General features: G+C 71.5%; 8 protein-coding genes. 2 read left to right on the top strand and 6 right to left on the bottom strand.

Translation table 11 applies throughout. The annotated features are described in order from the left end of the window. Window positions 1–26: 26 nt before the first annotated feature. A complete protein-coding gene (gene fumC, locus A7W11_RS03535; RefSeq protein WP_066408168.1) occupies window positions 27–1,418 on the bottom strand; it encodes a class II fumarate hydratase in 1,392 nt (463 codons plus the stop codon). A 142-nt stretch (window positions 1,419–1,560) separates the two neighbouring features. Here fumC and tsaE point away from each other — a divergent pair, with 142 nt between their 5' ends. After that, window positions 1,561–2,091, top strand: coding sequence for a tRNA (adenosine(37)-N6)-threonylcarbamoyltransferase complex ATPase subunit type 1 TsaE (tsaE, locus tag A7W11_RS03530; protein ID WP_066408164.1), 531 nt, complete (start codon window positions 1,561–1,563; stop codon window positions 2,089–2,091). After that, on the top strand, window positions 2,031–3,440 hold the full coding sequence (locus A7W11_RS03525) for an N-acetylmuramoyl-L-alanine amidase (RefSeq protein WP_066408159.1): 1,410 nt from the start codon (window positions 2,031–2,033) through the stop codon (window positions 3,438–3,440). Before tsaE ends, A7W11_RS03525 begins: the two co-directional genes overlap by 61 nt. Window positions 3,441–3,486: 46 nt before the next feature. Here A7W11_RS03525 and A7W11_RS03520 read toward each other — a convergent pair whose 3' ends face one another. The 5 genes from A7W11_RS03520 to A7W11_RS03500 all read right to left on the bottom strand — a co-directional run bounded on the left by A7W11_RS03520 (window position 3,487) and on the right by A7W11_RS03500 (window position 17,977). Beyond that, window positions 3,487–4,014: an RNA polymerase sigma factor gene (locus A7W11_RS03520; RefSeq protein WP_066408156.1), complete on the bottom strand. Its 528-nt coding sequence runs from the start codon at window positions 4,012–4,014 to the stop codon at window positions 3,487–3,489. Between the two features lie 3 nt (window positions 4,015–4,017). Next, on the bottom strand, window positions 4,018–15,540 hold the full coding sequence (locus tag A7W11_RS03515) for a filamentous haemagglutinin family protein (protein ID WP_066408146.1): 11,523 nt from the start codon (window positions 15,538–15,540) through the stop codon (window positions 4,018–4,020). Between the two features lie 174 nt (window positions 15,541–15,714). Beyond that, window positions 15,715–16,680, bottom strand: coding sequence for a FecR family protein (locus A7W11_RS03510; RefSeq protein WP_066408134.1), 966 nt, complete (start codon window positions 16,678–16,680; stop codon window positions 15,715–15,717). An 8-nt stretch (window positions 16,681–16,688) separates the two neighbouring features. Further along, entirely contained in the window at window positions 16,689–17,240 is a 552-nt protein-coding gene (locus A7W11_RS03505) for an RNA polymerase sigma factor (RefSeq protein ID WP_066408129.1), read from the bottom strand. Beyond that, window positions 17,237–17,977 (bottom strand): hypothetical protein, encoded by a 741-nt coding sequence (locus tag A7W11_RS03500; protein WP_156522984.1) that lies wholly within the window; start codon window positions 17,975–17,977, stop codon window positions 17,237–17,239. The genes A7W11_RS03505 and A7W11_RS03500 overlap by 4 nt, the downstream gene beginning before the upstream one ends. Window positions 17,978–18,032: the final 55 nt, after the last annotated feature.

The following is an 18,032-nucleotide window of genomic DNA, read 5'->3' as shown; positions in this document are numbered from 1 at the left end:
GCCCGGCGGCCCCGCCCGTCATTGCTTCAACGCTTCGCGTTGGTCATGTCCGCCGGCACGACCCAGCGCGCGAACTCGTCCTCGGTCACGTAGCCCAGCGCCAGCGCCGACTCCTTCAGCGACAGGTTTTCCTTGTGCGCCTTCTTGGCGATCTGCGCGGCCTTGTCGTAGCCGATGTGCGGGTTCAGCGCGGTCACCAGCATCAGCGAACGGTCCACCAGCTCGGCGATGCGCGCGTGGTTGGGCTCGATGCCCGCGGCGCAATGCTGGTCGAAGCTGGCCATGCCGTCGGCCAGCAGGCGCGCCGATTGCAGGAAGTTGTGGATGACCAGCGGCTTGTAGACGTTCAGCTCGAAATTGCCGCTGGCGCCGCCGATGTTGATGGCCACGTCGTTGCCCATGACCTGCGCGGCCAGCATGGTGATGGCCTCGCACTGCGTCGGGTTGACCTTGCCCGGCATGATGGAGCTGCCCGGCTCGTTCTCGGGAATGCTGATCTCGCCCAGGCCCGAACGCGGGCCGCTGGACAGCCAGCGCACGTCGTTGGCCAGCTTCATCAGGCCCGCGGCCAGAGTCTTCAAGGCGCCGTGCGAGAACAGCAGCGCCTCGTGCGAGGCCAGGGCCTGGAACTTGTTGGGCGCCGACACGAAGGCGCTGCCCGTGTCGCGGGCCAGTTCGGCGGACACCCGGGCGCTGAATTCGGGGTGGGCGTTCAGGCCCGTGCCCACGGCGGTGCCGCCGATGGCCAGTTGATGCAGGCCCGGCAGTGTGGCGCGGATCTGCTGCTCGGCCAGATCCAGTTGGGCCACATGACCCGACAGTTCCTGTCCCAGCGTCAGCGGCGTGGCGTCCTGCAGGTGAGTGCGGCCGATCTTCACGATGTCGAAGAAGTCCGCGCTCTTTTGGGCCAGCGTGGCGCGCAGCGCCTTCAGGGCCGGCAGCAGGGTCTGCTCGACCTCGACGGCAGCGGCCACGTGCATGGCGGTCGGGAAGGTATCGTTGGACGACTGGCCACGGTTGACGTGGTCGTTCGGGTGGACCTTGCGGCCTTCGCCGCGCTCGCCGCCCAGCAGCTCGGACGCGCGGTTGGCCAGCACCTCGTTCATGTTCATGTTGCTCTGCGTGCCCGAGCCGGTCTGCCACACGGACAGCGGGAACTCGTTCGGCCACTTGCCCGCGATGACTTCGTCGGCGGCCTGCGCGATGGCCTGGGCGATCTTGCCGTCCAGTTCGCCCAGGCTGGCGTTGGCCTGCGCCGCGGCGCGCTTGAGGCGGGCCATCGAGGTCACCAGCGGCACCGGCATCTTCTCGGTGGAGATGGCGAAGAAATGCAGCGAGCGCTGCGTCTGCGCGCCCCACAAGTGATCGTCGGGGACTTCGATGGGGCCGAAGGTGTCTTTCTCGGTACGCGTTTTCATGGCGGTGCAGCTCCGTTGCGGCGATCCCGGCTCTGCCGGGAAAATTAGAACGAGAATCGATATCAATAGAAGCGTAGCAGAAAGCGCGCTTCCTATAATCGCGGGCACTCTCCCGGTTTTAACACCGCGCCCGGATCCCGCCATGACACACCCTCCGCACGCTTCGCGCCTGCTGCACCTGCCCGACGAGGCCGCCACCGACGCCCTGGCCCGGCAACTGGCCCCCCTTCTGGACGGGCGCACCGGCGCGCCCCCGGGGGGACGCATCCATCTGCAAGGCGACCTCGGCGCGGGCAAAACCGCCTTCACCCGGGCACTGTTGCGTGCATGCGGCGTTCAGGGCCGGATCAAGAGTCCGAGCTATGCATTGCTTGAATCTTATAAAATTTCTAGCTTATACTTCTATCACTTTGATTTTTATAGATTTAGCGATCCGCGCGAATGGCTGGACGCCGGGTTCAGGGATTTATTGAGGGACGAAGCGGTCGTCCTCGTCGAATGGCCCGAGCGCGCTGGGGATTTGTTACCGCCCCCGGATCTGCTGATCGCCCTGGAGTATGCCGTCCAGGGGCGTGATGCCGGCCTGACCGCTTACACCGCTCGAGGACAAACATGGTTGAACGCGATCAACACCCCGCCCTCGACGCAGGCTCCCCCAAACGGCGGCGCCTGATCAGTGTCGCCGCCACGCTATTGGTGCTGCCGGTGCTGCCCAAGCTGGCGCACGCGGCCACCATCCTGGCGGTGCGGACGTGGCCGGCCGAGGAATACACCCGCGTCACGCTGGAACTCGACCACGAACTGAAGGCCGAGCACTTCACGCTCGAGAATCCCCACCGCCTGGTGGTGGACATCGAAGGCCTTTCCGTCAGCGCCGCGTTGAACGACCTGGTCCGCAAGGTCCGTCCCGACGATCCCTACATCAGCGGCCTGCGCGTGGCGCAGAACCGCCCCAACGTCGTGCGCATCGTGTTCGACCTGAAGCAGGCCGTGGCGCCGCAGGTCTTCACCTTGAAGCCGGTGGCCGACTACCAGTACCGCCTGGTGCTCGACCTGTATCCCAAGATCGCGCAAGACCCGCTGGTCGCCATCCTGAACAAGCAGGGCGGCCCCGACGTGGACGATCCGCTGGCGCGCGTGCTGGACGAGATCGCGCGCAACGGCGCGGCCAGGAGCAGCGCCGATGGCGGCGTGCCGCTGGCCAAGGGCCAGGAAGCCTCGCCGGTCCTGCCCACGCCCACGCCGCGCCCGCCGGTGGCCGTGGCGCCCCCGACCGCGCCCAGCCCGTCGCGCCAGGCAGCCGGCCGCAAACGCATGCTGACCATCGCGCTGGACCCGGGCCACGGCGGCGAAGACCCGGGCGCCATCGGTGGCAGCGGCCTGCGCGAGAAAGACGTGGTGTTGCGCATCGCGCGGCGCCTGAAGACGCTGATCGACGCGCAGCCCTACATGCGCGCCTACCTGACGCGCGACGACGACTTCTTCGTGCCCCTGCATGTGCGCGTGCAGAAAGCGCGTCGCGTGCGCGCCGATCTGTTCGTGTCGATCCACGCCGACGCCTTCATCAAGCCCACCGCCAGCGGCACGTCGGTGTTCGCGCTGTCCGAACGCGGCGCCAGCAGCACGCAGGCGCGCTGGCTGGCCAACAAGGAAAACGCGGCCGACCTGATCGGCGGCATCAACCTGGGGTCGCACGACCGCCAGGTGCAGAAGGTGCTGCTGGACTTGTCGACCACCGCGCAGATCAACGACTCGCTGCGGGTCGGCACCGCACTGCTGGACGAGTTGCGCAAGATCAACCGCCTGCACAAGAACGAAGTCGAGCAGGCGGGTTTCGCGGTGCTGAAGGCGCCGGACATTCCGTCGGTACTGATCGAGACCGCCTTCATCAGCAACCCGCGCGAAGAAAGGCTGCTGCGTTCCGAGGCGCACCAGGAGAAGCTGGCCCAGGCCATCATGGCCGGCATCGGACGCTACTTCACGGCCAACCCGCCGCTGGCGCGCGTGGGCGACGTGTCGTAGCGCGGCGACGCCATCCCCCTTGCGCGGCGCGGTTCGATCCCGCGCCCTACCCTGGCGCGGCGCAACAATCGCGCGCGCGGCGCAGCGCGGTGTCGACCTTGCGCAGCGACAGCCCGTAGCGGCACGCCACCTGCCGCCGGGTCTGTTCGTCCAGGCTGACGGCGGCCAGCACCGCCTGGTCACGGCGCGACAGGCGTGCGGCCGCGCCCGCGACGGCCCGCAGTTCCGAACGCAGTTCGGCCAATACGGCCGGACCCGCCCCGCCATCGGGCACCGCTTCCAGCAATGCCGGCAAATCGGCCTCGTCCCTCGTGCGCCACGGGCGATCGGCGCGCAGCCGGTCTACGGCCGCATTGCAGGCCACCCGGTACACATAGGCTTGCGGACAATCGGCCGCGGGCGCGGCGCGCCGCTCGCCCAGGCATACCCAGGCATCGTGCAGGCTCTCGCGCGCCAAGTCGGCGCAGCCCAGGCGCATGCTCAGGCGGCGATGCAGGCGCGCATAGTTCTCGACCAGGCACGCCCGCAGCCGCACGGTTTCGGCGCCAGCCGGTCCCACTGCGGGTTGCGGCATGGCTTACAGGCCCAGATTGGCGCGTTCTGGCGAGGTCAGCTGGCGGCGCGCGCCTTCCGGCAATTCCCCCAGGCCCAGCACGCGCACGGCGTTGCGAGGGTTATAGGACGAGGAACCGCCCGCGCCGCCATCGCGGCCGCCGGGCGGCGGCGCGGCGGGTTCATTGCCGAAGCCGAGAACCTGCACGCTGATGATCGACGGCAGGCCTTGCCGCACCGCCGCACGCGAGCGCGACACCGCGTCCTGGGCCGCCGTCGCCGCGCTGGTGGCCGCCGCGCTGGCGCTGGTGAGCGCCCCCGTGTTCACCACCGCCGCCACCGGGACGCCCTTCGATTCGCCCTGCACCTGGATGTTGGCCGCATTGAGCACCTGCAGCGCCGCCACGTTGACGTTGCCCGACACGCGGATGCCCGCCTCGCCGGCGTCGATGGTGCCTAACGGCGCGATCAGGTCCACGTCGCCCGGCGGCACCTCCGGAATGGGCGCCAGCGTGGCGATGCCCGCGCCGGAGGACGGCGCCTGGGGCGACAGCGCCGCGTTGCCCCACTGGTCGTAGACCCGCCGGGGCGGCGTGTATATCACCGTGGTCTTGGCGCCCCGGCCGGCGTTGATGTCGCCCTCGGCCGACCACGCCAGGATGCCGCCGCCGAAGGTAGTCATGATGCGCGACAGGCCCAGCAGGATGGAGCCGCGCGAGTACAGCGAAACGTCGCCCTCGCCCTGCGTGACGATGCCCGACATGCTGCCCGGCACCACCCCCTGCACGCCCGCCACGATCTGGCCGGCCGGCGCGAGCACGCTGACGTCGCCGCCGAACTGGGTGCGCAGGGAACTGTCGATCGTCTTGTAGGACGGGGTGCCCGGCGTGCCGGTGGCGGAGCTGAACATGGTGAAGTCGCCGCCGCGCGCGATCGCCGCGTACTTCTGCGCATAGGGCTGGCCGGCCGCGTCGCTGCCTTGCGGGTCCAGCCCGGACTGGACCTGCGCGGCCAGGTCGCCGCCCGTCTCGTAGACCGGGAACAGCGTGGCGATCATCTGCCTGCCGCGCAGGTAGCTGCCGTAGCGCGAACTGGCCGGATCGTTGTATTCGCGCCCGCCGGCCTTCAGTTCGGCGTAGTAAACATTGCGCAAATAGGCCCGCTGCTGCTCGGCCGGCAGCGCCGCGAAGAATGCGCGCGCATCGTCCATGCCGTCGTACTGCTGCGCGAAGCGCGCGCGCAGCCAGTTCACAAGGTACGCCTGGCTCGCGTCCGCGTACTCGCGGTTCAGGTCGCGCAGCGACTTGCCGTCGGCCGCGCGCCGCGCATTCAGCTCGGCCTGCCTGGCGGCCAGCCACGCCGGCGCGCCGGCCTCGTCGCCCCCATAGCCGAACTCCTGGCGCAGCCAGCCGGCCAGCGTCAGTTCGCCGCCGTACACTCGCGCCACCTTGCCGGGCTGGTCGGCCAGCGGATGGCCCGGCGTCAGGTCGGCCTGATTGGCCGGATCGAGGTACAGCGCCGCCAGCGCGGCCCAGTCGGCGCCGGCCGCGCCCGCGCCGGCCTGGATGGCGATCGACGCGCCGGGGCGGGTGTCGCCCTCGGCGACCGGACCGAGGGCGACGATAGACCCCCGGTCGGCCTGATAGATGTCGCCGCTCGCCGTCACCTCCAGCGTGCCGGGACCGCCGATCTTCAGATTGGCATAGATGATGTCGCGGCCCGCCTGGACAATGGATATGTCGTTGTCGCCGCTGTGGACGATCAGGCCGCCGATGCCGCCCTCGTCGAGCCAGTCGGAGCTTCGGTCGTCCACGCCGCCGGCGGCGATGATGTCGCGGCCGGCCCGCATCCATACCGGGCCGCCGCCGATATAGGCGGTTTCCAGAAATTCGCCCGTGGGCTGCCGGATATATCCCGTGCGGACGTTGGTGAGGTCTCCGCCCACGGCATAGAAGCGCATGGGCCGGGACGCCGTGTTGGCGATGTCTTCATCCCAGATCGTGAGGTAGTTGCCCTCTCCGCTCGGGTTGTAGCCGAAGTAGATCGAGTCGCGCGCCAGCAGGTCGAGCCTGCTGCCCGGCGTGGGCATCAGTTCGGCCCGGCCGAACACCAGCACATTGCCGCCCGCGGCCACGACGCCCAGCGCCGGCGGGTAGGGACGCTTCCCGACATAGCCGTAGTAGCCGTCGTTGAAGGCCCCGCTGTTTATTGCGTAGGTGGAGACGGGCGCGACCGAGCCGCCCGCCGAGAACAGGTCGATGGCGGTGCGTTCGGTCCACAGCGAGAAGCCCGGCGCGCTGATGGAAGGAAGGTATATCGCGCCCAAGCTGGCCGGATCGGTCGCGCCGGGATCGGAGGCATGCAGGATGACGAGGTCGCCGCGCGTGTTGATCGTGGCGCGGCTGTCTCCAAGCGCCAGCGTCAGGCCGCTGTCGGGCCGGTAGTCGTACGGGCGCGTGGGATCGATGGGCCGGGGATCCGGGTAGCCCAGCGGCGAGCCGTAGCCCAGGTTGCTCACCAGGCCGATGGTCGAGGCCGTCACCGACACGTCGCCGCGGACGTTGATCAGCGTGCTGCCTCCCGGATTGTTCGGATTGGCCAGCGGCGCCTTGTTCAGGCGGCCGCCGATCCGCATCACGATGTCCCCGCCGCCCGTCTGCCGCAGCACGCCGCCGGCGTCGACATAGCCGCTGCCGCCGACGGCGACGGTCAGGCCGCCGGTCCTGGCCTCGAACAGCCCGATGTCCGGATTGATCTCCAGGATCTGCGGCTGGGTCACGCCGGCGTCGCCGCCCGCGGTCACCGTCACGTTGCCGCCGCCCAGCGCGCCGATGCCGGAGAACCCCGCAAGCTCCTCCATGCCCCAGGTGTCCGCGATGTAGGCGCCGAAATTGATGCCCCACGCGCCGTCCTGCCAGCGCAGCCATTCGTTGATGCGCCGCTGGTCCGTGTTCAGGTCGCTCGTGTAGACGTAGCCGGCCATGTCGCGGCCCGCCTCGACCCGCACGTCGCCGCCGCCGCCGGTCAGCCACAGGCCGCTGTAGGCCTGGGTCTCGGGCAGCGCGGCGCCTGCGGTATAGACGCCGAAGAGCGAGGCATGCCGGTAGTCGCGGCCGGCGATCATGTCGAGATAGCCGGTGCCGGTGCGCACCACGCTCATCGCTTCCAGCATCCAGCCGCCGCCGATGTGCCGGTCTTCGAGCACGAGGTCGCCGTGCTCGCCCAGCGCCTGGAGGGACCTGACCCCGCGGGTGTCGCTCGCCGCGAGGTCGGCCCCGGAGACCCAGCGCATGGACCAGGACCGGGAGCCCGGCGCCAGCATCGGCGCGACCGCCCACATCCGGCCCGCGCGGCCATCGTCCCAGTTGTAGTCGTCCGGGGTCGCCGGCGGCGGCGCGAAGCCGTCGTTGACGCTGCCGTTGATCTTGATGTCGCCGCCCGCGCGCACGACCAGCACGCCGGGCTCGCCCGAACCGCGCACGCCGGGATCGGCGCCGGGGCCGTAGCGATAGCCGGACAGATCCAGGTCGCCCTGCGTCGCCAGATCGCCGGCGCTGGCGATCTCGACGCCGGGCCGCAGGTGGAAGGCCGGGCCGTGGGCCCTCAGCCCGGCAAGCCGGGCCTGCAGCGCGCCATTCGCGCCTGCTGCGGCGATGAAGGCGGCGCTGTCGCCATGAATGCCGTCCAGGTACGCCTGGTTGATGATGCCGCCGGCCGGCGTATAGCCGCGGAATCCATTGACCGCGATGCTGGCCGCGCCCAGGATGTCGACGCGGGCCGCCGCGTCGATGCCGATGCCGTCGCTGCCCACGCGCGGCGCATTGATCTCCAGCCTGCCGCGCGCGATGCCGTCGGCCGAGCGCATGTCGATCGTTGCCCCCTGTGCGAACGCCACGACGCCCCGGCTCGCCGTCAGTTCAACCGAGCCGCGATTGGAGGCGTCGATTGCCGCGCCATGGCTGTCGACCTGCAGGACCGCGCCGTGCGCGTCGAGCGCCGCGCCAGCGGCCAACGTGAGATCGTCGCGCGCCGACAGCCGGATGCTGCCCGCCTTCTCGCCGCTGGCGTCGATCCTGCCGTTCACGATCAGGCTGCCGCCATCGGCCGAGATCGTGACGGACCGCGCCCTCACCCCGTCGCCGACGACCAGATCGCCGCGCCGGGCGGTGAAGCGGCGCTCGCCGAAGAATCCGCCGTCGTTCAGAAGCGTGTTCAGGCCGGCGAAATCGGCGATGGCGTCCGCGGAAAGCGCGAAGCCGCCCGCGTTGCCGCCGCCGTCGGCGCTGCCGCGCAAGGTGCCGGAGAACACCGCGGAGCCTTGCGTCGCCACGGCCTCGATCGTGCCGGCGTCGTTGTCGCGGGCGGACACGTCGATCACCGAACCCGCGGCCTGCGCGATGCGCCCCCCGTGGCTTTCCAGCTCCAGGCTGCCGCCCCAGCTGTGTTTCGTCACATCGAAGAACGAGACGGCGCGGCCAGCCAGGTCGACGCGCGCGCGATCGCCAAGCGCGATATCGCCCTGCGCCGCCATGACCAGGCGCCCGCTCGGCAAGGCGACCGTGGTGTCGAGCAGGACCGATCCGCCCTGCAGGCGGATTTCGCCGCCCAGGTCGGCCTGCGTCGACGGATCCGCGGCCGTGCCGGCCGCGTTCACCGCGATCGCGCCGCCCGCGCGGATGTCGATCATCGCGCCGCTGTCGGCGGTCAGCAGCGGCGTGGCGATGGTGAGATCGCCGCCCGCATAGGACGCCGCATCGGTGCCGCTTCGATAGAAGGAAACGCGGCCGCGATTGTTGGCGGTCACCTTCTCGGTGGCGACGAGTTCCACGCCCGAGAAGCCCAGCGACAACCGCTCGACATCCGCGCTGTTCTGGCTGCGCGCCAGGGGATCGTAGCCAAAGTGGATCTCGCGCGCCTGGAAGGCGAGGCGGCCCGAGCCGGTGCCGGCGCCGCCGGGCTGCACGGCGGGCGGCTGCAGGCTCGCGTAGGGGTCGGCCACCGTGCCGGTGCCCGTGGCGATGCCGTTCCAGACGAGCGTATCGGCAGCCAGCACCGCCGAGGCGTCCGCGCCGCCCCAGCCGTAGATGGCCGGCGTGTTGAGCACGACCATAGTCTCGTACGAGCCGCCCGCGCGGTTGCGTGCGTCGAGCGAGACATCGCCGTAGAAGCGGATCCCGTCGCGCGCCGAGAACGACAGGCGCTCCAGGGCCGCGAGATTCGTCGTGGCGGGGTTGAGCAGGCGGTCCAGCGTCGTCTGCGTCAGGTTCCAGCCCGTGCCGAGCACGCCCGCCGCCTGCGCGGCGGCCAGGGAGCTTTCGGTTCCCACGTTCACGGCGGGCAGGCTCAACGCCAGGTAGCGCGCATTCAACTGCGCCTGCCCGAGCGAGAGCTGGTCGGCGGCGACGAACCCGATGGTGCCGCGCGTGCGCAGGACCGCGCCGTCGGCGACCACCAGCCGGCTGGAGACGCTGTTCCTGGGCACCACCGCCGGCAGCAGGTTGAGCCACCCGTTGGCCACCACGAGCACCGTGCCGAATTGCGTGTCGTCCGGCCCATTGCCGTTGGCGAAGATGTAGCCCAGCGTGGAGTCGGGGACGGCAAACGTGCTGCGCGTGGTGTCCAGGACCGCGCCGTCCTCGACGAGAATGTTGTTGCTCGCCAGCAGAATCTGCCCGGCTTCGAGCACGGCGCCCTTGCGCACGGCGACGTCCGCGTCCGTGAACAGCCCGGACCGCAGGTAGACGTTGCCGCCCGAGCCGTAGTCATACGCGCCGCCGACGAACAGCGTGCCGGTGGCGAAGCGCGACAGGTCTTCCGCGTCCAGCGACACCATGTCCGCCGTGGCCGCGCTGCCGGCGGCCTTGATTTCCACGTCCTCATAGGCCTGGACCAGCAGAGAGCCGGCATAGCCGCCCTCGCCCGGCCCGAATCGCGCGATGCCCCTGAAGTCGAGCACTTCGCCGGCCTCCTCGAACGTCAGCACCAGTTGCTTGCCATCCGAGGGCAGCCGGGCCCGCGTGGTGCCGAACCGCGCGGCCTGCTCCAGCGCGAAACGGCTGTAGCTGGTCTCGTTGTATTGCGAATGAGTGCGCACGGCCTGCGCGGGCGTCACCACGATCTGGTTGGGCAGGACGGCGCCGATCGCGGTATTGGCGATGCCGAGATAGCCGCCCGCCGCATAGGAGCCATTGCGCATCGCGATCACGCCCGGATCGCGCCGCAGGCCCGCGCCGATCTCGACGCGGAAGGCGCCCGGCAGCAGGGCGAAATTCGACGGCAGCAAGGTGTACGTGCCGGCGGCCAGCCCAGGAATGCCCGCGGGCACGGAGATCTGCTGGCCGACGGCCGGGTCGCCCGCCCCCTTTTCCTGCATGAGCGGCGCGTAGTCCGCGGCATGGCCCGGCACGATGGCATAGATCCGGTTGCCGGCCGCGCTGAAGCCGAAGCTGGGATTGGCGGCCGCCAGCGGCGCCCCCAGGATGTCGACCGAGCCGCCGCGGCCCGCGACGAAACCGGCGCCGGCCAGTTCGCCGCCGCCCGAGAGATCGAGCACGGCGCCGGGCTCGGCCTCGAACCGGTCGGAGGCGATCTCGACCTTGCCCATCGCGCCCAGCGCCATCAGGTCGGGCAGGGCCAGCTCCTGGCCGTTGTAGTGGTACTTGAGGCCGTCCACCGTGCCGCCGTAGGGAATGACCAGCCCCGCGGCGCTGACGGAGGTGGTGCTGCCGTCGCGCAGTACCACCTGCCCGCCGTTGCGGTACTCCTGGAAACCGGCGCCGCCCGCATTGGCGCCCAGCCGGATCGTGCCCAGCGGCGCGTACAGCGCGCCGCCCTGGTCGATGACGCCGGCAAGCAGGCCGATCGAGCCGAAGATGGACGCCGGCGCCCCCGCGTCCCGGCCGTTGCCGCGGATGGCCAGGACGCTGTCCGGACGCGGTTGGATACTGCCGCTGCCAGCCCCCACGGCGCCGGCGAATATCGTCGTGCTCGCGCCGGTCGCGGGGTAGATCCGCGACGCGGTCAGCGTCATGTTGCCCGCTGTGCCGATCGACCCGCCGCGCAGGCGGATGTCGCCGCGGCTCGAAAGCCGGATGTCCGCGAAGCCGGGCGCCTCGAACGGGCGGGTGATGGTCTCGAAGGACCATTCGGTCAGGAAGGCAATGTCGTAGCTGTCGGTCACGCCGAACGCAACCCAGTTGCCGATGTCGATCAGGTCCGCCTCGACCGCCAGGGTGGCGGCATTGGCCGTCGCGGCGGGCTGCCAGGCGCCTGCCTTCACGTTGCGCAGGCCGGGATGCAGACCCTCCAGGCCGCTGGTCCCGCGCGCCACCGAGCCGTCCAGGCGCACAACCGGCGCGGAGAGGGAGACATGGGCGCCGGGCGTCGCGTCGGCCACGGCGATGACGCCGCGCCGCAGGGCCAGGCTCTGGTTGAGCTGCAGCGATACGTCGCCCTCGAAGCGGATGACGTCGGCGCTCCACAGCGACAGGTTGCCGAAGCCGCCCGCGCGCACCTGCTCGGCGCTGATCCATCCCTGCGCATAGCCCAGCGCCGCGTGGTCTTCGCCCGGCGCCAATCCGGCGGGCAGGGAGGACGGCCGGCGCCCCTGCGAGATGCTGAGGATGCGCGGCGCCTTGACCGCATCGGGAACGTCGTCGCCGTAGAAGCGCGTTTCGAGAATCAGGTTGAGGGCGCCGTCCGCCGCTCCCGCGCCGCCGCCGGCCGCGCGCATCTCGCCGTCCAGCGCGAGCCCCGTGGACGAAGCGAGCGTGATCGTGCCGCCATTGCCGGCCAGGGTCCGCACGCCGGAACGCGCCGACGGATTGGCGGTGCCGGCGTCCAGGTCCACCGCGGCGCTGGCCGCGGACGCGTCCAGCACGGCGCCCGGCCGCACGATCACCAGCAGCGGCGTGACCGACGCCGGCAGCGTGGCGTCGTCCAGCGTGAGCGCGCCGGTGCCGATGCGGATCGTGCCGCCGTCCTGGACGTGCGCGAACGGCCGGCCGCCGGGCTCGTCCCGGCCGCTCACCGCGCGCCCGGCCACGTCGAGCACGGCATTGCCGCCTATCCATATCGAGCGCCCCGGCATGGGATCGCCCGGCTGGCCGAAGCCCAGCCCGCTGTTGATGGCGATCGTGCCGCCCCACGCGTCGAGCCGGCCATCGATGGTGACCTGCCCGCTCGCCGAGATCGCGATGGACTGGCCGGGATCGACCTCGATGCGCGATCCCGTGCCGATCGACACCTCCGCGGCGTTGACGAAAGACAGGCTGGCCCCCTTGCGCTGGACGAAGGCCGCGCCTGCCGGATCCACCTGGTAGAGCGGCGGCGTCCATGCCTCGAAGCCGCCCGCCCCAGCCGGCGCGGCCTGGCCGGCGTCGGCCAGCCGGTATACCGGCATTTCCACGTCGACGACCGTGCCGGCTGCGACGGCGATGGACGTAGGCACGGCCCCGCCCGCGATCTCATAGTGCGCAAAGCCGCTGCGAAAGACGCCGGGCCGCAGCAGCACCTGTCCGGCCTGCAGCGCCGCGCCGTCCTCGGCGATCAGCACCGGCGCGCCGCCCACGCTGAGCCTGCCGCCGCCCGCGACACCGTGGCCGAGCAACGTGCCGTCCAGCGTCAGCCGCCCGGCCGGCGCGCCGGCGCCGGCGGCGTAGACATTGGCCGCGATCGTGACGTCGCCGCCCTTGCCGCCCTGCACCTTCCCGTCGTCCAGGATCGCCGCGCCCGAGGACACGTCGATCCGGCTGCCCGCCGCAAGCGCCACGTCGCCCGTCGCGGCCAGGCGCGCCTCGCCCCCGTCGATCCAGCCGCGCCGGTTCGCGCTGGCGGCGTCCTGCGCCGCATCGGCGCGCAGGCCGCGCAGGTCCAGCACGGCGCCTTCGCGCAGCCGGATCCGCGCGCCGCCGTCGGCGTCCAGCAGCGTGTCCGGAGTTCCCCAGCGCTGGTCCTGGTCGAACACATTGGTGGCCTCGACCGTCCCGCCGTGCGCGGTGACCGTGGCGGCGATGTCGACGTCCGGCGCCACCAGTTGCAGGCGCCCGCCTTCGGCCAGCGTCAGGTCCTGCGTAACGGCAATGCCGGCGGCGCTGGCGAGGTCGAGCCGGCCCAGTCCCATCCGGCTCAGGCGGGCCGCGTCCAGCCACAGCGTGCCGGCCTGCGGCTCGCCCTGCTCGCCGCCCACCACGATGCGGCTGTCGTAGGGAGGTTCGAAGCCCGCGCCGGACGCATGGCCGACGACCAGGCCCGCCGCCTGCGCCACTTGCGTCTGCCCCAGCAGATAGCCGTCCTGCAGATCCGCGGGCCGCGCCTGGAACTGGCGCGGCCCGTTGTAGACGGCCGCGTCGATATCGCCGTCGAGCAGCGCGGCCGGGGCGCTGACGATCAGCGTCCCCGCGTCGCGGCCCACGGTATAGCCCGGCTCGCGCCACTGGGACGGGCCGATCAGGGGACTGCGGTAGTAAGCGGTCACGCCCCAGCGCGGGCTGGCGGCCTCGTATCCCTTGTAGAACCCGCGATAGGCGATGTCCGCGGACGCCGAGTCCAGGCTGTAGAGCGCCCCTGCGGCCCCGCGCAGCCACGACTGCCGGACATAGCCCGTCTGCACGTCCAGCGTGCCGCCGGCCAGGTTCACCATCGAGCCCGGCTGCGTGACGACCTGTCCGCCGGCCAGCGTCACCGAGCCGCCCTGCGCGGCCCATTCGCCCGCCGTATGCCCCTGGTTGCCCAGATAGCCGCCGACCTCCAGCAGGCCCCCGGCGGTGTACCAGCGATCCGACGCGTAGCCGCCCGTGCCCGCGGGCAGCAGGACCAGGCGGCGCCGGTCGACCCAGACATCGTTGTTGACCAGCCTGCCGGTGTCGCGGTTCACGGGCGCGTCGCGCAGCTCGTTGCCCTGCACGTTGACCTGGATGCTGTTGCTCTCCATCGCCACCCGCACACCCACCGCCCCCGAGACGTCCACCTGCGCCCGGTCGGCCAGCACGCTGCGGCCCTTCGCATCGGCCACGACCTGCCCGCCCGTGGCCAGCGTCAGGCTGCCGCCCTCGAACGCCACGTCGCCGCCCGAGACGATCTCGATGCGCGACTGGTCGCGCCGGTCGCCCAGCCGCGAATAGTTGTCGAAGGCGCCCGGCGTGCTCAGCACGCGCAGCTTGTCCTGCGCGACGGACTCGCCCAGCAGGGCGCTGCGCTGGCTGTCCAGCGCCGTCTGGCCGTCGTCCTCGATGACGACCGCCGTGGTCGCGCCCGCGCCCAGCGCGACCCTGCCGGCCGCGTCGCCCTGCGAGTTCAGCAAGTGGATGGTGCCGCGCGTGTTCACGGTGGTGGTGGCCACCGCCACGCCCTGCTGGCGCACGTCGTGCCCGGCCAGCGTGACGTCACCCTCGCGCGCGAGGATCAGTCCGGTGTTGACCACCGTGCCGGACGGATTCGGCACGGCGTTGCCGCCGGCGTCCAGGCCGTCCGGGTCGCGCAGCACCGCGATCTCGCTGCCGCGCGTGGTCGCATGGGTGTTGCCCTCGGTTCCCATGCCCTTGCGCAGGATGAAGTCGTCGCCGGCGGCCAGCAGCGCCTGCCCTTTCTGCGTGGAGATCGTGCCGGCGTTGGAGACTTCGGTGCCCAGCAGCAGGACGTAGCCCCCGCCCTGCGTCACCGACGTGGGGACGCTGGTGGAAATCCGCGCCCCGGCCTGCACCTCGATCCTGCCCGCCGCGTCCGTGAAGCTGGGCGTGCCGGCGTCGGCGCCATACAGGCCGTGGCCGCGGAACTGCGTATCGGTGATGCTGGCGGCCGCGGCCACCAGATTGCGCGCATCGACCTGGCTGGCGCCGCCGAACACGATGCCGTTGCGGTTGACGACCAGCACCGTGCCGTCGCCCTTGATCCGGCCCAGGATCTGGCTCGGCCGGGCGGCGGGGTCGACGACCCGGTTCAGCACCGCCCAGTTGCTGTCCTGCTGGAACTGCACCGTGGTGTCCCTGCCGACGTTGAAGGTCTCCCAGTTCAGGATCGCGCGATCGGCGGTCTGCTCGACATGGACGGTCGTGTGGCCGTTCGCCCGGCTCTGCACGGGCAGCCTGGCGTTCTGCCACAGGGCGGGGTCGCGTACGGAGGACGGCGCCAGGGCGTCGTCGGCAGCGCCCGCGGCCAGTTTCAGCCCGCCCTCGGCCAGGCCGTCGGGCACCGGGGAGGCGGCCTGCGCCGCCTGCCGGGCCGCCGCCTGGGCAGCCTGCGCCGCCGCGATCGCCCCGGCCGTGCGGTTCAGGTTCTCGATGGAACGCGTGAGTTTCTGGCGCGCCGCCGCCTGCTGCGCGGCCGAGCCGCTCGCCCCCAGGCCCGCGCGGCCGGCCGGCGCCCTGGCCGCGGCCCCCGAGGCGGCATTCTTGCCCGCCCCTTCCGCCGCGAACCAGGCGCGCGCCTGCGCGGTGCCGGGCAGCGACAGCCCGCCGGCCATCAGCAATGCCGCCAGCGCCTGGGCCAGCGGCGTTAATTTTCCACCGGAAACGGATGCATGGCGGCGGAAACGCGGGGACGGGAAATTCATGGAATGCCTTTTCCTGATGAGAGCCATGGGCGGCGCGCGGGCGGCCACCCTGCGCGGTCCCTGCCCGGCCTCATGGCCCGGCAGCCGCCCTTCCTGTCCCAGGACGAATCCCGCGGGCAAAAGGGATAACGCAATTTCGCCCGGCGGCGGCCATGCCCGCCGCCGGGCCGACCCTCAACTCATCAGCACGATGCCGCCGGGCAGCTCCGTCAGGCGCGCGCCATACAGGTCGCGCAGCATCTCCAGCGCGCCATCGGTCTGGTCGATGGCGAAGCGCATGCGAACGGACCGGCGGCCCAGTTCGGCATTGCGCAGCACGACGCGGCCCGGCCGGTAGCGGTTGATCTCGTCGATCACCTCGGCCAGCGGACGGCCGACGAAGTTCAGCGACCCGGTGCGCCAGGCCGAGACGCCGGCCGGATCGACGGCATCGACAGCGCCCATGCCGCGCTGGTCGTAGCTCAGTTGCCGGCCGGGCTGCAGCCGGCGCCGCTCGGCGCCGTACAGCAGGTCCACCGCTCCATCCAGGCAGGTGACGCACACGGACGGCCCCGTGTAACGGACGTTGAAGCGCGCCGCCTGGGCGGACAGGCGGCCATTGCCGGCCAGCAGGGTGAACGGCCGGCGCAGGCCGGGGCCGGTCTGGATTTCGACTTCGCCGCCAAGCAGCTCGATATCTTCGGCGTGCAGGTTGATGCGCGTCTGCGTGTTCATCTGCACGGTAGCCTCGGACAGCGCCACCTGGCGCTGCTCGCCGGTGCCTGTGCGATAGTCGGCAGCCAGGTCCATGACGGACGGCCACAGCGCGAACGGCGGCCGCACGGCCAGCACGGCGCACGCGGGCGCGGCCAGCGCCGCCCCGATGAACGCGCGGCGGCCCGGCCGCCAGGCGGCCCCGCGCGCATGCGGCGCGGGGTGCGCCAGCCGGGAATCGCGGCGCGCGGCCTCGCCCAGCACGGGCGCCATTCCCTGCCATACGTCCATCACTTCGCGCCAGGCGCGGGCATGTTCGGGGCTGCGCGCGCACCACCGGCGGAACGCATCCGCCTGGGCGCGCGTCAGCCGCTCGGAACGCAGCTCCACCCACCAGGCATTGGCCTGTTGCTGGATCGCGGCATAGGATTCGGGGCGGGAGGTCATGGCGGAACTCAGAATTTGCGGCGGCCGGTGGTGCTGCCGCGCTGCACGGCCTGCGTATCGGCCAGGCGCGCGCGGCAATGCTGCATGCCCTGCTGCAGCTCTTTCTTGACGGTGGCCACCGACACCTGGAAGCGCTCGGCGATCTCGGCATTCAACAGGCCGTCGACGCGCGCCGCGGCCAGCATCGCGCGCCGGCGCGCCGGCAATTCGGCCAGCGCGGCGTCGAGGGCGGCGAGGTCGCGCCTTGCGGTGACGATGCGCGCCGGATCGGCCACCTCGTCGGCGATGTGCATCAGCGCCTCGCGCTCGCTGTCGGACACCAGGACATTGTCGCGGCGATAGGCGTCGGTGGCGATGTTGGCCGCCATGCGCAACAGATAGGCGTCGGGATTATGCACCGGTCCGGCGGGCTGCGCCGTGGCTTCCAGGCGCAGCCAGGTTTCCTGCAGGGCATCGGCGGCGGCATCGCGCGAGCCGACGATGCGCTCCAGCCGCCCGCGCAGTTCGGCGTAGCGGGCCGCCAGGCGCAGGCGCAACGTGGCGCGCGGGCTGTCGCTCATGGCCTGGCATTCCCGGAGCGCGCCGCGGCGGGGCAACTGGGTTCGCTGTGCGGTCCCGCCGGCAGCACCAGGATGGAAACAGGCTGCGGCATGGCCGCCGGCGGCGGGACCCCGATGCGCAGGCGGCGCACCACATTCGACACGGCGCTGTCGCGGGAGGGATCGCCCGTGCTGTCCAGCAGGCGCATCCGCTGCACGGCGCCCTGCGCGTCCAGCCGCAATTGCAGGGCCAGCCGGTAGCCGCCCGGCCGTGTCGTGCGAGAGGCGCACAGCGCCCGGCTCAAGGTGCTCTGGATCAGTCCGACATAGGCCGCGGTGTCGGCGCCCGAACCGGATGCGCCGGGAATGTCCGCCGCCGCCACCAATTCGGCCATCCGCGGCCCCGGCGCCGCGGCCGCCGAACCGGACTCGGGCACATGCACCACGACCGACCGCGAATCCGGATAGCGCACCCGCAGATCCATGCCGGCCAGCAGCAGTTGCAAGGCGTGGCCGGCGGCATAGCGGCCGCGCACTCCGTTAGCGGGCAGCTTGGCATGGCGGTCGTCGATCAGCACGGCCATGCCGGTCTGCCGGCTGTAGGCCTCGAGGGCATCGCCCAGACCCTGCGGAGGAATATCGAAGTCGATCGTCGTCTGGTCGGGCGCCATGGAGAAAGCGGAAGCGGCCGCCGCCTGGGCATGGACATTCGCGGACCACAGCGGCGCGCACGCCAGCAGCGCCGCCAAGGCAAGCAAACCGACCGATGCGCAACGGCCTGTCATAGGATGATTGGGGAGAGCGAGCGCGCCC

It is taken from the genome of Bordetella ansorpii, assembly GCF_900078315.1.
Classification (GTDB): domain Bacteria; phylum Pseudomonadota; class Gammaproteobacteria; order Burkholderiales; family Burkholderiaceae_B; genus Bordetella; species Bordetella ansorpii.
Note: the sequence above shows the minus strand (reverse complement) of the source record. Positions and strands in the feature narration are given on the sequence as shown.

What these genes read in the sequence shown, in the direction of transcription:
- A7W11_RS03520 (WP_066408156.1), bottom strand. Translation starts at nt 4,014, where the DNA reads ATGCCGCAACCCGCAGTGGGACCGGCTGGCGCCGAAACCGTGCGGCTG.
- A7W11_RS03510 (WP_066408134.1), bottom strand. Translation starts at nt 16,680, where the DNA reads ATGACCTCCCGCCCCGAATCCTATGCCGCGATCCAGCAACAGGCCAAT.
- A7W11_RS03525 (WP_066408159.1), top strand. Translation starts at nt 2,031, where the DNA reads ATGGTTGAACGCGATCAACACCCCGCCCTCGACGCAGGCTCCCCCAAA.
- A7W11_RS03505 (WP_066408129.1), bottom strand. Translation starts at nt 17,240, where the DNA reads ATGAGCGACAGCCCGCGCGCCACGTTGCGCCTGCGCCTGGCGGCCCGC.
- A7W11_RS03515 (WP_066408146.1), bottom strand. Translation starts at nt 15,540, where the DNA reads ATGAATTTCCCGTCCCCGCGTTTCCGCCGCCATGCATCCGTTTCCGGT.
- tsaE (WP_066408164.1), top strand. Translation starts at nt 1,561, where the DNA reads ATGACACACCCTCCGCACGCTTCGCGCCTGCTGCACCTGCCCGACGAG.
- fumC (WP_066408168.1), bottom strand. Translation starts at nt 1,418, where the DNA reads ATGAAAACGCGTACCGAGAAAGACACCTTCGGCCCCATCGAAGTCCCC.